This is a genomic window from Okeania sp. SIO2C9, assembly GCF_010672455.1.
Classification (GTDB): domain Bacteria; phylum Cyanobacteriota; class Cyanobacteriia; order Cyanobacteriales; family Microcoleaceae; genus Okeania.
Genome location: NZ_JAAHGO010000011.1, coordinates 30,352 through 44,992 on the forward strand (window position 1 = coordinate 30,352; position 14,641 = coordinate 44,992).

Below are 14,641 nucleotides of genomic sequence, written 5' to 3' on the forward strand. Positions count from 1 at the left end.
TGGGAAAACTTACAACTACGTCATTGTGACTGGAACGGAGTGGAAGGTTTGCGGAGCATTCCAGAACGGATAGCAATCTCAAGGGTATGAGGTGCATCAACATTTCGTTATATAGTGAGGTTAATAGGTAGTAGTCCTAATGGTTCAACTGATACTATCCGCCGCCACCACCGCCGCCACCAGCGCCACCAGCGCCACCGCCACCAGCGCCGCCACCGCCGCCACCGCCACCGCCACCAGCGCCACCGCCACCAGCGCCACCGCCACCGCCACCGCCACCAGCGCCACCGCGAGTGATGCTACCTCCTCCAGTACTACTACTATTAACAAGATCCACGGCGATCGATAAAAACACTATCACTATCAATAGTGGAGACAGCGCAGATATTACGTCTAATAATACTAAAAAAAGAGAACTAATTAGTTGAGTGCTCTGCAAATGTAGTTGAGTTCCCTGCCAATTTGCTTTTGAAACATCAAGAATATTATGAGGAAATAGCACCAAAACTTCTATTTCTTGTTGCGGTGGAATTGCTTTTTTAGCTACAAATTCCACAGTTGTTGAATTAATTTTTTGAGCTTTTGCAGGAAATCCAAAACTTTTATATGTTTGAATTTTTTCTGATAAAACTTCTGGCAGTCGGACTATTATTTTGGCATTGTTAATAACAGCACTCCGGTTAGCAAATATTGCTTTCCAGTAAACTTTATCTCCACTCTCATTAATATGTAAACCACCAATTACTCGATATTTCAATACAAAAGTATGAGCTTCAGGAGCATTGAGTTTATGTTGCCATCTAATCCATCTCTTGTTATTTCTGATGCCTGTTTTGCTAGGAATCTGTTCCTGATTTTCCCAAACTGTCACATCGGTAATTTTATCTACTTTATCTAGTGGAATATATCGATATCTTTGGTTTGTATGGGGTTGGGTGAAGACATATTTATGGGTTTCACTGACCAGCATATCTCCATTTTTTTGCACATCTATTTCAACATTGATAAAATCCCAGTAAAAAGGAGAAGTTCCCTGAGCAATAGTTTGTAATGCTGGAGATAAACCAATCAATATTGCTACCAAAAAAGTTAAGATTTTTCGTAGTTTAAATCGGGATTTTTTCCGAGAGTATGGTTCGATCAAAACTGGTAATTCATTCATTTTTTCTTTTCCTTAGTCGAAGTGAAAACTTTGGTGGCAAATCAAGACAAAATAAAATTCAGTGTATTGATCTCCGCAATATTTGTATAAATACAATATTTCAGAGATAAATAAGTCTGAAAAAATCATAATTATTCCTTGATGAGTAGAGAAATTGTTAATCTTAAATTGATGCTTAGTCAATTATCCAATAACCATTTTGCCTCCAATATTGTTCATTTAAAGCTTCTTCTAAATTTTGTGGTTGAATCCAACCTTGGAACATTAAAAGTTCTCCTAGTTTCATATGCAAGGAAGTCTGAATGTCTATTGCTTGGTTTAGTTGAACCTGGGAAATTAATTGTCTTCGGATTAAAATTTCACCTATTTTCATTATCGTGTTTTACCTTAATTGATGTGGTGTGTTCATTAACTACTAGCTCTTGTCAGAGAGAACTTATGCAAGTTATTTCAACAATTAATAATGAATAATGAATAATGAATAATTACCTCTCCTTGAAAAGAAGAGGATTGACTAATAATGAATTTTTTTTTCTCTTGGTCGATTGGATATTGCTCCGAGACCTCGCCATCCCATCCTACGGAATGCTGCGCAAACGACTGCTTATTATCCCCTTAAAAGGGGAGGCGCATACCCACAATTTTTCGGTAAAATTTTTTTCAAAAGTGCATAAGTTCAAATCATCAGAGACTATAATAAAAATGAAGTTAGTTGATGAAGCTTTCAATTTTAAATCCTATGAATCAATCCAATACGACTATTTATCAATTGTTAGACTATCAAATCAATAATTTATTAAACGAAAAGTTTGCCAAAAAATTAAGCCTTGGCAAGTATAGTAGCTGGGTATTAGACTTAACTGCAGCCCAAATTATTCCGATGCTATCAGCTATTGGTGAGTATGGCAAAGCTGGTATTCAATGTCCTGATATTGATACTAGACCGATTCTTTCTGGGAAAAGTCTTGATTCTTTAGGAATTATTTTATCGTTAAATGAAGAGCAACAAAAAGCTCTTAACTTTCTTGGTAACTATTTTTGGAAGCAGGATAAATTGAGTCCACCTTTTGACTATAGTAAACGATCGCCTCATTTTGCTGAAAATGTTAACTGGGCAATAAATCTCACCAGTAGTGACTTATTTGGTATCATTTGGCATCTGGGAGGTTTCGGTATAAGATTCCCATCGTATGCTAAGAATTTTGGAAAATCTATTAATAGCTATCATTGTCGTGCCCAAGAATGTTTGATTTGTTTGATGCGTGTTGCTCAAGGACAACTCACTTATTATCAATTGGGTGGTGAGAGATTTCCTTTACGAGAATAGAACACCAACTCTCATTATGAATAAAAAATTAGTAGTCCTAAAAAATATTCGAGGTATTAGCAAAGATTGGCGATCGCCTAATGAAACCAACTGTTTTGTTTATAGATGTGACAATTAGACATCACCCTCCCGTCTAGAAACTTGAATATTTTTATTTCAATTATTATATCTAGCTTTATTTTGTCTTCTGCATTTGAAAGCCATTGTCTGTTTTTTGAAATGTAAAATTACTATAAATAACAGGATTTAGATTACAGTTTTGGTCTTGATACATAAAGATTACATATATATAATCTGCATCAGCTAGTTTGGCATATTCTTGATTAACTAACTTAACTGTATTTTCAGCAATCTTTTGACGCTTTTGTTCTGTCAAATTCTCCCAACTTTTATCAGCAAAAGTAATTTGTAAACTTGCGATATAATTAACATTCTTTGTCAAGTCAACACCTAAATAATTGCTGCTTCTAGTATCAAAAGATGCACCAGCTTCTCCTGGATAATGTTTGCTGAGAACTTCAGATAATTCCATTACATATTCCAGGGTAATCATCATTTCTTGAGCTTTTTGATTCATTTGTTGAAGTTGTTGATTATAAGTTTTGATTAATTCTTCCGTACCACAACTACTCAGCAATAAAAAAGGGAAAAAAACCAGTGTAATTATCCCCAAGCGGAAAATAGGTATTGGCAAAAATCTACTAATTGAAAATGTAGGTTTGGTTTTTGGCAAGTTTATTTTCATAATAATGTTCTACCTTAATTGATGTAGTCTGTTCATTAACTACTAGCTTCCATCAAGGTGAACTTATGCAGGTTCTGTAAAATATTTCTAAAAGGTGCATAAGTTCAAATCATCAGATAATTAAAGCTTGTAGTAGGGATAGGGCTAAAGCCCTACTACAAGCCTTAATTATAACTATTTAAAAAGAGATATTAATCTATATAATTACTCAAACTTAGATCAATATTATGACTGACACTAAAATTTTACACCTAATTAATCGCCTCAGTTTTGGACCGACTCCAGGACAAGTTGAACAGATTAAAAATATTAGTATTGAAGTCTATATTCAATCTCAACTAAAACCTAATTATATTCCCTATTCAAAAGCATTAATTCAAAAGCTAGAATATCTCGATACATTACCTCTAAAACCTGGTGAAATAATCACAGAATTACAAAAACTTCAACAAATAAGAAAAGAATTAAAATTAGACCAAAGAGGATTAAATAGAATCAAAAGACGCTTTGAACAAAAAATATTTTTACAAGCTACTAAAGGACGTTTTCTCCGCACTCTAGAAAGTCCGCGTCACTTAGAAGAAGTTATGGTAGATTTTTGGTACAATCACTTTAATGTTTTTGGTCGTCAAGGATTAAATCGTTTATATTTCAGCTCCTACGAACAACAGGCAATTAGACCCCATGTTTTGGGAAAATTTAGAGAATTATTAGGTGCTACTGCTCATCATCCAGCCATGTTAATTTATTTGGATAATTGGCGGAGTCATCGGGGAAAAATCAATGAAAATTATGCTAGAGAATTATTAGAATTACATACTTTAGGTGTGGATGGAGGCTATACTCAAGATGATATTATTGCTCTAGCAAAGATTTTTACTGGTTGGGGTTTACCTCCTAATGTTAAAAGAGCTGAAGATGTAGATGGATTTTATTTTAATGAAAAACGTCATGAACCAGGAGATAAATTTTTTCTCGGACAAACAATTAAAGAAAATGGTATGGCTGAAGGTGACATTGCTTTAGATATTTTGGCTAGTCATCCTGCCACAGCTAAACATATTAGTTATAAATTAGCTCAAACTTTTGTGTTAGACCAACCGCCAGAATCTTTAGTTCAAACTTTAGCTCAGATTTTTTTAGAGAGTGAAGGAGATATTTCTGAGGTATTAAAAACTCTCTTCAACAGTTCAGAATTTTTGCAAGTAGAAACACACAATAGTAAGTTTAAAAATCCTTATCATTTTGTAGCTTCTGCCATGAGATCTATTGGTAATGAAGTTGATAATTTTCGACCTATTAATGGCATTTTAGACCAGTTAGGAATGCCTCTTTATGGTTGTGTTACTCCTGACGGTTATAAAAATACGAAAGAAGCATGGTTAAGCTCAGATACAATGATTCGACGTAGTAGTTTAGCCGTACCTTTATCTGGTGGTTTATTGGGTAGAGGCAAACCTATTAGTGCAGAAAAATTAATGGTGACTTTGGGTAATAATTTTTCTGCTCAAACTCTTGCAGTAATTGAAAATAGTTCTCCCGAATTGAGAGCAGCATTAATTTTTGGTAGTCCTGAATTTATGAGGTATTAAACAATTAATTATTAATAATTAATAATTAATAATTAATAATTACGTATCCTTGAAAACGGATATGATTGACTAAAAAGAGGCTTTAAGCCTTAATTATCTGGTAAGAAGGAAGAATATTTGATTTTGGTCAAAGTATAAAGTTATGAAAAAAAACCATATTTTCCCTACTCCCTACCCACTTATTTATAACTATTCTAACCGGACATGATATAATTAGCAATCTTAGCGGACTTACCCCAATAATCTCCCTGAATCAGAGTATGCAATTGCCAATCAGCAGAAGTTTGAGAATAATCGCTGCGGTAATGTCCGCCTCTACTTTCGGTGCGCCAAGCAGCACTTTTCAAGATTAAATAAGCAACATCAGTCAAATTGAGAGTTTCCGCAGCTAGCTTCAGGTTTTGTTCAGCCTGATCGGAATTTAATTGTACTGTTTGGTTGGGTGTCGCCTTGAGTAAGTATCCCATAATATTCAAATCAGTTAGTTGAGTTGAGAACGCCAAATATTCAGTTGTGATATTCCATCTTCAAGTATTGCTTGAGAGCGAGAAATACCAGTACTTTCCCACATAAGTTTGGGTAAATTTTCTCTGATTGAGTTAACTTTCTCCATCTGGTTATCCCAATCCTGCTATATAGCACTACGCAAATAGGGAGCGGACATTTATAAATGCTCAAAGTTAGTCGATTACTTCTGACTTCAGACTTGCGCGTAGCGCTACATTACCCAGGAACGCACCATATTTTAATCGTCTTATCATTACTCCCACTAGCTAAACTCTTACCATCCCGACTAAAAATCACCGAAAATACATCAGAAGAATGACCTTTAAGAGTTTCCAACAATTCTCCCGTAGTCACATCCCATAAATTAATAATCCCATTGCGATACCCACCCGCAACAATTTTTCCGTCCGGACTAAATGCAACAGACAAAACATCGCTCATACCATATTTCAAATTCTGTGTAGGTGTCGAAATAAGTTCCCCTCCATAAACCTGCCATAACTTAATAGTGCCATCCCTACTACCACTAGCTAATGTGCCACCATCTGGACTGAAAACAAGTGATCGCACCCAGTCTGAATGGCCTTTAATTGTAAACACCTCTTTCGCCTTCTGAAAATCCCATATTTTAATTGTGCGATCGCGACTCCCGCTTGCCAATATCCGACCATCTTTATTGAAAGCAACACTATAAACTCGGTCTTCGTGACCAACCAGAGTAAACCACCGCCTTGCTTTCTGCAAATTCCAAACTTCAATTGCCTTATCTCTCCCCCCACTTGCTAACGCCTCACCATCTGGACTAAATGTCACTGCATCCACCCAGTCAGAATGACCGATGAGAGTAAACCAACGTTTGCCTTTGTTCATATCCCAAATTTCAATAGTCTTATCCCGACTGCCACTCGCTAACATTTCTCCATTTTCACTAAATGCCACAGTTTGTACTGAGTCGCCATGACCAGTCAGAGTATACCAACGTTTGCCTTTTTTGATATCCCAAATTTCAATAGTCTTATCCCGACTCCCACTGGCTAAAATTTCTCCATTCGGACTAAATGCTACTGAATTTACCGAATCAAAATGTCCTGTCAGGGTCGATACACATTTCCAAGTTGACTTTTGTGGTTGAGGAATAATTGTCGGTTGAATAACATGAGGTGGTGCAGTTATAGAATTTTTTGTTTGTCTAATGGGTGTATATGTAGATATTGGCGCTCTGGTGGGGGTAGGAGATGGTGTTGGTCTTCTGGTGGGAGACGGTGTGGGTGAAGAAATATTAGGGAGAGTAGGGAACTTCTGCTCTGGGTTTAATTCTTTCATTACCTCAGCAGCAGACTGATAACGCATTTTGGGGTTAGTTGCCAACATTTTATCAAGAATTCGAGCCAACATACTATTAATAGACTGATTCAAATAATCTCGCCACACCCATTTATCTTTCATTACATCAAATAGATCGAAAGGAGAAACTTGAGTTAATAAATGAATACAAGTCACCCCCAAACTATAGATATCGCTAGCAAAAATAGCATGACCTCTTACTTGTTCTGGAGCTACATATTCCGGACTGCCAATAATTGTTCCAGGTTGCATTAAAGAAGTTCCAGTAATAACTTTAGCTGCACCAAAATCAACTAATACTAATTGATTATTATTAGTCATCCATCCTGTAGTTTGTGGTGGAAAATTACGACGAATAATATTTTCTGGTTTAATATCCCGATGAATTACTTTATGTTCGTGAATAAACTGTAAAACTGGTAATAATTCATTCAATATTTGTTTGATTTGACCGTCGTTAAAAGGACCTATTTTTGTTGACTCTTGAGCAAGATTAGAACCATCAATAAATTCCTGTACTAAATATTGATTATTATCCTGTTCAAAGTGAGCTAATAATTCTGGAATTTGTGGATGTTGACCAAGTTCATCTAATCTAACTGCTTCTTGTTGAAATAACTCAGCAGCTTTTTTTGGGTCGCCAGTATTTTGAGGTAAAAATTGTTTAATTACACAAGGAGGATGAGAAGGTTTATCTTCATCTACAGCAAAAAAAGTCCTACCAAAGCCACCCCTACCAATAGGTTTAATCGGACGATACCTTTCTCTGAGCAATAACTTTGACCCACAAGCTAGACAATATAATGTTTCTTCAGGATTTTGGGGATTTGGGCATTGAGGATTTAAACAGTAGCTCATATTATAAGTATTAAAAAGATTCGGCAACTATAGAGCTACGCGCAAGTTAGAAGTCAGTAGGGGCGAATGGCATTCGCCCCGACAGAAGTCAGAAGTTATCCTTGACTGAATTTGAGTATTTATAATTGTCCTAACCTATTTGCGTAGTGCTATATCTCTATATTAATTCTTCCCTTGGACAGAGTGTAAATAGCCTAAATTGAACTATAAGTCTGGTATTACTGAACTTACGCCGAATTTATGTCTAATAATAATTATGTCAAATGTTAATTTAACTGATGATATCCAAGTTTCCCAGCCTTCTCAGCAAGTGCCATTATGGGCAAAAGCGATCGCTTTATTGACTCTTTTTAATCTTACTTTAGGACTATTTAATATTAGTTATGTGCCATTGCGGGACATTTATTTCAGGTATTTACCTGCTCTTGTTAGAGTTTACTACCCGATCAAAGGTATCAAACCTAATATTCAGACGGATAACTATGTTGTTACTGTGAATCAATTGGTGGCACAACTACCAGAAGAGGTTCTTTAATTAATTCTGATTTATCTAAAACAATAACATCAGGACGTAGGGCAGTTGCTTCAGCAAATAGGGGTTTGACTAAACAATTTTTAGGAATCAACCAGTTGAAATTATTCCGAAAAATTTAAACATAAATTCTACCAGCAATACTTCCAGCAACAGCTTCGTGAAGGCCAGTAGGTTGCATATCTCTTAATTCTCCGTCAATGAGTTCATACCTTGTATTATCTCCATATTGGGTAATAAATTCTTCAAAGCTTAGTTCTTTGGATGAGGCGTAAGTCATTTCACTTATCAGTTAACAGTTAACAGTTATCAGTTATTAGTTATCAGCTATTAGTTAACAGTTATTAGTCGTCAGTTATTAGTTACAAATATTAACGTTAAAACCTATGTAGTGCGGGCATCTTATACCAAGCGTGAAAAAAGAATGTTACAAATAATAAGCAGTATTAAAATAATTTGTAGGAAATATCTATTGGACGAAAAAGATAAATTACTACATAAGAAATGGTATCAAACCGATTTCCATACGACTCGGTCTTCCTGTCTCCTAACTCCTAAGCAGTAACCTAAGTATTTGTAGCAAAGATTTATCAAACTGGTATTACCCGCGTACTGTACCTGAGTGAAATAAAAATCGCTTTAATTAGTTCTCTATTATTTTATTTTAGATATTATCATAACTTAAACACATCGAACCCAGAAACCCAGTATGAGCATAAATGTCCGACGATGGGAAACAGTAAAAAAAGTTTTAGTGCTGACCGCTGACCGCTGACTGCTGACTGCTATTAAAAAGGGCGAACGATGGGACTCGAACCCACGAATGGTGGAACCACAAACCACTGCCTTAACCACTTGGCCACGCTCGCCATACATATTTTTCTTACAGTAAACTACTATAGCATCACTAAATTATATTTGTAAAGCCCCTAGACAAAAATCTAAAATATAAAACCAACCCCTCAATGAGTTATTGTGTTAACCCTCAATGTCCCAATCCTGAAAACCCAGACACAGCAATCTATTGCCAAAGCTGCCGATCGCCCCTACTCCTCCACAGGCGTTATCGTCTCCTGAAAAAAGTCGGTCAGGGAAGCTTTGGCAAAACATTTTTGGGCGTAGACGAAAAACATCCTCTGAAACTCCCATGTATTCTCAAGCAACTTTCATTTCCTACCCAAGACCCAGAAAACCGTCAGACAACAGCAAGATTATTTCGGCGAGAGGTGATGCGGTTAGTACAGTTGGGGCAACATCCACAAATTCCTTTGCTTTTAGCTCACTTCCAAGACAATCAAAATTTGTATTTGGTGCAGGAATATATTCAGGGTTTGACCCTTAAGCAAGAATTACAACAACAAGGGGTATTTAACGAAGAACAAATATGGCAATTTTTGCGAAGTTTATTGCCAGTATTGCGGTTTATTCATCAACATCAAATTATTCATCGGGATATTAAACCAGAAAATATTATTCGTCGTATTTCTCCACCTATTAACTATCAAAAACCACCCCACCTACCTGGAGAAAATCAAGCAGGGGAAAAATTAGGAAAAATGGGAGAATTTGTATTAATTGATTTTGGCGTGGCGAAGTTGTTGACAGGTACAGCTTTAATTCTTAATGGTACTGTTATTGGTAGTCCCGAATATATGGCACCGGAGCAAACTAGAGGGAAAGCACTGCCAGCAAGTGACTTATTTAGTTTGGGTGTAACTTGCATTCATTTACTGACGAATGTTGCGCCGTGGGATATGTTTGATGTTGTTAATGACTGTTGGAGATGGCGAGATTTTTTGCCGAGTGGGAGTAGTGTTAGTCAAGGTCTCGGCAATATATTAGATAAGTTGTTACAAAATTCTGTGAGTCAACGCTATCAGACAGCGGAACAAGTTTTGGAGGCGTTGGAGTCTAGGTCTGGTATTGTCAGGCAACCTGTGAAAAATGTTGAGTATTTGGCGTTGGTAAATCAAAAGTTGTCTGTGTTGCTATCGGTGCAGAGTTTGGTGGGGAGATTTATTCCGCAAGTTTTGACACTGGATGAAAATGAGTTAATTTCGGCAGTGGGGGTAGAGTATGAGAAATTGCAGTATTTGTTGGCAGTGCAAAAGTGGCAGGAAGCAGATATGGAAACGTGGGGAGTTTTATGTGATGCTTTGGGTAAGAGGAGAAAAAGTTATTTCTTTCGGGATGATATTGATAATTTGCCTTGTGAAGACTTGCTGACTATCGATCGCCTTTGGGTGAAGTATAGTCAAGGGAAGTTTGGGTTTAGCGTGCAAAAACAGATTTATGAAAGTGTGGATGAAGATTATGGAGAATTTTGTAGTCAGGTTGGTTGGTTGACTTATAATATGCACTTTCGTCATCAAGGATTTAAGTTTAGAAGTTGGGCACCAGTTGGTCATTTACCTTCAAGAATTTGGGTGGGTGGTCAGAAGTGCTGGAGTCATGCTGAGACAATGGCGAAAAAGTTGGATAAGTGTTTGTTGTAGGTAGTAGCTGAAATAATTTTATGGAAAGGTTTAGCTATCAACCCATAAAAGTCAAAAAAACCGATATTTGAGGAATTGATTTTTTCTTAGCGATCGCTTATACTACTACCAAAATTTTAAAGTGGATTGAAAATATGTATGAAAATCTGGAAGTAGACCATATTTTTAGAATAGTTGAAGATGATGCGGATGCGATAAATCAAATATCATCACTAGGTTTTTCTCCTTCTGAAATGAGGGAGCATACTGGACAAGGAACCAGTTCAAGGTTTATTTTTTTTGAGAAAAATTATTTATAACTAATATATCTTAGAAGTAGAGAAGAATCCCAGAATAACTTTGTTAAATTTCATCAAAGGGTGGATAATTTCAGAAATAAATCTGGTTCTCATTATGGAATAGCTTTTAGAGGTAAACTTTCAGAGATAGAGAAAAATGATTTTGAATTATATCAACCTAAATACAATTTATCTGGTAAAAGTTTCACTATCTATATGCACAGTTCTTATTTCACAAATCCAGAAATGCCTGCGATATTTTTCCTGGAAGTAAATAACAGTACAAAAGAGGAATTTTATCCGATAAACAGGGGGGTTTCTTGTGAAAGAGATATGTTTTTAAATCAATTTACTGATGTAAGATTAATTTCTCCAATATTAAAAGAAGAGTCTTTTGTAAATTTTGAAATTCAGAAAGGGGATGAGGAAAAATTACTAATTAACGGTAAATTTTCATTTTGATAATTATCAGTTTTAGGGAGTAGGGAGTAGGGAGTAGGGAATAGGGAATAGAGATTAGTATTAAACTGTACCTCACTATCCTCTAAATTTTCAATTAATAAATTAATTTCTTGTTTACCTTGAAAAAGAAAAGCTTCAGATGTTTATCCATATTAATCCGTATATCCGTGACCAAATTCCTGTGTGCTATATCTCCTAAAAATCCTCTTCTAAAGTTTCAATTTTAGGGAGTAGGGAGTAGGGAGTAGGGAATAGAGATTAGTATGAAACTGTATCTCACTATCCTCTAAATTTTCAATTAATAAATTAATTTCTTGTTTACTTTGAAAGAGAAAAGCTTCAGATGTTTATCCATATTAATCTCTATATTAATCTGTATATCCGTGACCAAATTTCTGTGTGCTATGTCTCCTAAAAATCCTCTTCTAAAGTTTCAATTTTAGGGAGTAAGGAGTAGGGAATAGAGATTAGTATTAAACTGTATCTCACTATGCTCTAAATTTTCAATTAACAAATTCATTTCTTGTTTACTTTGAAAGAGAAAAGCTTCAGATGTTTATCCATATTAATCTGTATATCCGTGACCAAATTTCTGTGTGCCATATCTCCTAAAAATCCTCTTCTAAAGTTTCAATTTTAGGGAGTAAGGAGTAGGGAATAGAGATTAGTATTAAACTGTATCTCACTATGCTCTAAATTTTCAATTAATAAATTCATTTCTTGTTTACCTTGAAAAAGAAAAGCTTCAGATGTTTATCCATATTAATCCGTATATCCGTGACCAAATTCCTGTGTGCTATATCTCCTAAAAATCATCTTCTAAAGTTTCAATTTTAGGGAATAGAGATTAGTATGAAACTGTATCTCACTATCCTCTAAATTTTCAATTAATAAATTAATTTCTTGTTTACTTTGAAAGAGAAAAGCTTCAGATGTTTATCCATATTAATCTGTATATCCATGACCAAATTCCTGTGTGCTATATCTCCTAAAAATCATCTTCTAAAGTTTCAATTTTAGGGAGTAGGGAGTAGGGAGTAGGGAATAGGGAATAGAGATTAGTATGAAACTGTATCTTACTATCCTCTAAATTTTCAATTAATAAATTAATTTCTTGTTTACTTTGAAAGAGAAAAGCTTCAGATGTTTATCCATATTAATCTCCATATTAATCCGTATATCCGTGACCAAATTTATGTGTTCCATATCTCCTAAAAATCATCTTCTAAAGTTTCAATTAATAAATTCATTTGTTGTTGACTTTGAGAGAGAAAAGCTTCACATTTTTGTAAATCTACCACAGCAAGAGAAAACTTTTCAAATACTTCCTCTAATGTTAATTCTCCCGATTCAATTTCAGCAATAATATCTTCAATATTAACGACAGTTTCCTCATAATCAAATTCCATTTTTTTACTCCATACTCTCAGATTCAAAAATATCCATAATTTTAACTTTTACCTTACCACTATTTAACTGAATTATCAATTCTTGGTTTGTCATTAAATCCGACGTTGAATTTACTAACTTACCATCAGTTTTTTGCACCACTGCATAACCTCTAGATAAAACCGCTTTAGGGTCAAGTGCTGCTAATTTTTGCCTTAACATCTGACATTTAAAATTTGCTTTGTCTAAACTTATGGAAGTTTGGGGAATATTTTTCAGACGATTTTTCAGAGACTTTAAACTTGCCTTTTCCTCATTAAACTTAGTTTTCAAAGCATCAATAATTCTTTCAACTCTTTGACAATATTCTTCATAAAGTTGATTTTGGTCTGGCACAACTTTTTCTGCTGCTGCGGTGGGAGTATGAGCAGAATAATCTGCCACTAAATCTGCTAAAGTTTCATCTCTTTGATGACCAATACCCGTAATAATTGGAATTTGACAATCAGCAATAACTCTGACAACTCTTTCATCATTAAAACAGGATAAATCTTCTACCGCTCCACCACCTCTAGCTAAAATTATTACTTCCGCACGTCCGTCTAATTCTACTTTTTTTATGGCTTCAACTATAGCAGGAGGAGCAAATTCTCCTTGTACAAAAGTTGGCGATAATAAAATTTTTACCAGAGGATAACGTTGTTTAATTGTCCGTTGAATATCTCCCCAGGCAGCAGCAGTATCCGAGGTTACTACGGCAATTGTTTTGGGAAATTTGGGGAGGGTTAGTTTATTTTCTTGGTCAAATAAACCTTCTGTTTCTAGACGGGAACGAAGTTGTAAATAGCGGATATTTTGTATTCCTTCCCCGGCAAGGGAGACAGTATTAACTATTAGTTTATAGTCGCCTCTAGGAGGATAGAGACTAATTCTACCTGTAACAATTATTTGTTCTCCTTTTTCAGGTTGATGATGAATATTTTTTAGGGTACTTCTCCAAATAGCACAGGGAAGAGAGGCAGAATTATCTGGTTCAGAAAGTGTGAAATATAAGTTTCCTGAATTTAGCTTGGCGCTAGAGACTTCTCCGATAACTGATATTTGTTGAAGTTGGTAGTCTTCTTCTAAAATATCTTGGATATAAAAGGTAATTCCTGCGACTGATAAGGGAGATTCTTCTATGAATTGATTGGAAAGATTGAGAGTCATTGATGATAATTTCGTCTCCTTCGTTATTGTGGGTAAAGTTTACAATATATGGAATTCAAAGGTCAAAAAATCAGTATGATATTTGACCAAATTATTGTATACATTGAGTAATACAATTTTGACAAAAGAATGTTACGAATAATAAGCATGATTAAAATATTTTAAAGGAGATGTCCCTTTGACAAAAAAGAGAATTTCCTAGGTCAAAAATGGTATTGAAGCCATTCATTCTGACTCCTGACTCCTGACTCCTAAAAAATATCCTAGCTATTTGTAGCAAAAATTTATCAACTTCCGATAACACCTTATTTTTTTAGCTTAATCCTACCAAACTAAAATCTGCATTAATGGGCAATTAAAACCAGTTTTTTTCCGATAGTCTTTTTGAGAAAAACATTACTTCCAAATTTTAAATTTCATTTGTTTCCGGATTGAAACGATCAACAACTCCATACTCAATTTCTGCTGATTATTGTTCTGGATATGGAGTGCATTTATTGATATAAAAAATATCTCCAATCTGGTCATATTCAAAAGTTAATTTCGAGTCCATATAATTTATCCTTGAGTAATTTTGGGGTGAGTTCAACAATTAACAATTAATAATTACCTCTTCTTGAAAATAATTGGAAATATTAGGAGTCATAAATGACGCTTTGGTTGACATAGTTATTTTACTCAAACGTTATAGTTTTGTCAGAGCGATCAATCTGAGAATGAAATTATTAGTTTGGCTTTTGG

The 14,641-nt window shown here is 35.1% G+C and carries 15 protein-coding genes and 1 tRNA gene; 6 read left to right on the forward strand and 10 right to left on the reverse strand.

Features of this window, described 5'->3' with window-relative positions; translation table 11 throughout:
• Positions 1–154 precede the first annotated feature (154 nt).
• On the reverse strand, positions 155–1,162 hold the full coding sequence (locus F6K23_RS10095) for a DUF2207 domain-containing protein (protein WP_293154223.1): 1,008 nt from the start codon (positions 1,160–1,162) through the stop codon (positions 155–157).
• A 175-nt stretch (positions 1,163–1,337) separates the two neighbouring features.
• On the reverse strand, positions 1,338–1,535 hold the full coding sequence (locus F6K23_RS10100; protein WP_293154225.1) for a hypothetical protein: 198 nt from the start codon (positions 1,533–1,535) through the stop codon (positions 1,338–1,340).
• A 366-nt stretch (positions 1,536–1,901) separates the two neighbouring features.
• On the opposite strand from F6K23_RS10100, the gene F6K23_RS10105 reads away from it, so the two are divergent.
• Positions 1,902–2,489 carry a hypothetical protein gene (locus tag F6K23_RS10105; RefSeq protein WP_293154228.1) on the forward strand — a complete coding sequence of 196 codons (588 nt, stop codon included), beginning with the start codon at positions 1,902–1,904 and terminating at the stop codon, positions 2,487–2,489.
• 175 nt (positions 2,490–2,664) lie between these two features.
• Here the strand turns inward: F6K23_RS10105 and F6K23_RS10110 are convergent, their stop codons facing one another.
• Entirely contained in the window at positions 2,665–3,234 is a 570-nt protein-coding gene (locus F6K23_RS10110) for a hypothetical protein (protein ID WP_293154230.1), read from the reverse strand.
• A gap of 227 nt (positions 3,235–3,461) precedes the next feature.
• On the opposite strand from F6K23_RS10110, the gene F6K23_RS10115 reads away from it, so the two are divergent.
• Positions 3,462–4,826, forward strand: a complete 1,365-nt coding sequence (locus F6K23_RS10115; RefSeq protein WP_293154232.1) for a DUF1800 domain-containing protein — start codon at positions 3,462–3,464, stop codon at positions 4,824–4,826.
• Positions 4,827–5,020: 194 nt separating this feature from the next.
• Here the strand turns inward: F6K23_RS10115 and F6K23_RS10120 are convergent, their stop codons facing one another.
• The 3 genes from F6K23_RS10120 to F6K23_RS10130 form a co-directional block, all read right to left on the reverse strand.
• Positions 5,021–5,329, reverse strand: a complete 309-nt coding sequence (locus F6K23_RS10120; RefSeq protein ID WP_293154234.1) for a hypothetical protein — start codon at positions 5,327–5,329, stop codon at positions 5,021–5,023.
• On the reverse strand, positions 5,308–5,439 hold the full coding sequence (locus F6K23_RS10125) for a hypothetical protein (RefSeq protein ID WP_293154237.1): 132 nt from the start codon (positions 5,437–5,439) through the stop codon (positions 5,308–5,310). The genes F6K23_RS10120 and F6K23_RS10125 overlap by 22 nt, the downstream gene beginning before the upstream one ends.
• 110 nt (positions 5,440–5,549) lie before the next feature.
• The gene (locus F6K23_RS10130) at positions 5,550–7,535 is read right to left on the reverse strand and encodes a protein kinase (RefSeq protein WP_293154240.1); all 1,986 of its coding nucleotides are present in this window, start codon (positions 7,533–7,535) and stop codon (positions 5,550–5,552) included.
• Between the two features lie 256 nt (positions 7,536–7,791).
• On the opposite strand from F6K23_RS10130, the gene F6K23_RS10135 reads away from it, so the two are divergent.
• A complete protein-coding gene (locus F6K23_RS10135) occupies positions 7,792–8,070 on the forward strand; it encodes a hypothetical protein (protein ID WP_293154243.1) in 279 nt (92 codons plus the stop codon).
• Positions 8,071–8,185: 115 nt separating this feature from the next.
• Here the strand turns inward: F6K23_RS10135 and F6K23_RS10140 are convergent, their stop codons facing one another.
• Together F6K23_RS10140 and F6K23_RS10145 are read right to left on the reverse strand one after the other, a co-directional pair.
• Positions 8,186–8,347: a Uma2 family endonuclease gene (locus F6K23_RS10140; RefSeq protein ID WP_293154246.1), complete on the reverse strand. Its 162-nt coding sequence runs from the start codon at positions 8,345–8,347 to the stop codon at positions 8,186–8,188.
• A gap of 516 nt (positions 8,348–8,863) precedes the next feature.
• A tRNA-His gene (locus F6K23_RS10145) sits at positions 8,864–8,936 on the reverse strand.
• A gap of 96 nt (positions 8,937–9,032) precedes the next feature.
• On the opposite strand from F6K23_RS10145, the gene F6K23_RS10150 reads away from it, so the two are divergent.
• The 3 genes from F6K23_RS10150 (at position 9,033) to F6K23_RS10160 (ending at position 11,302) form a co-directional block, all read left to right on the forward strand.
• Entirely contained in the window at positions 9,033–10,562 is a 1,530-nt protein-coding gene (locus F6K23_RS10150; RefSeq protein WP_293154249.1) for a serine/threonine-protein kinase, read from the forward strand.
• A gap of 134 nt (positions 10,563–10,696) precedes the next feature.
• The gene (locus F6K23_RS10155) at positions 10,697–10,861 is read left to right on the forward strand and encodes a VOC family protein (protein ID WP_293154252.1); all 165 of its coding nucleotides are present in this window, start codon (positions 10,697–10,699) and stop codon (positions 10,859–10,861) included.
• Positions 10,862–10,921: 60 nt separating this feature from the next.
• Positions 10,922–11,302, forward strand: coding sequence for a hypothetical protein (locus tag F6K23_RS10160; RefSeq protein ID WP_293154255.1), 381 nt, complete (start codon positions 10,922–10,924; stop codon positions 11,300–11,302).
• A 1,211-nt stretch (positions 11,303–12,513) separates the two neighbouring features.
• Here F6K23_RS10160 and xseB read toward each other — a convergent pair.
• Positions 12,514–12,711 carry an exodeoxyribonuclease VII small subunit gene (gene xseB / locus F6K23_RS10165; protein WP_293154258.1) on the reverse strand — a complete coding sequence of 66 codons (198 nt, stop codon included), beginning with the start codon at positions 12,709–12,711 and terminating at the stop codon, positions 12,514–12,516.
• A gap of 4 nt (positions 12,712–12,715) precedes the next feature.
• A complete protein-coding gene (gene xseA, locus F6K23_RS10170) occupies positions 12,716–13,900 on the reverse strand; it encodes an exodeoxyribonuclease VII large subunit (RefSeq protein WP_293154261.1) in 1,185 nt (394 codons plus the stop codon).
• Between the last annotated feature and the right edge of the window lie 741 nt (positions 13,901–14,641).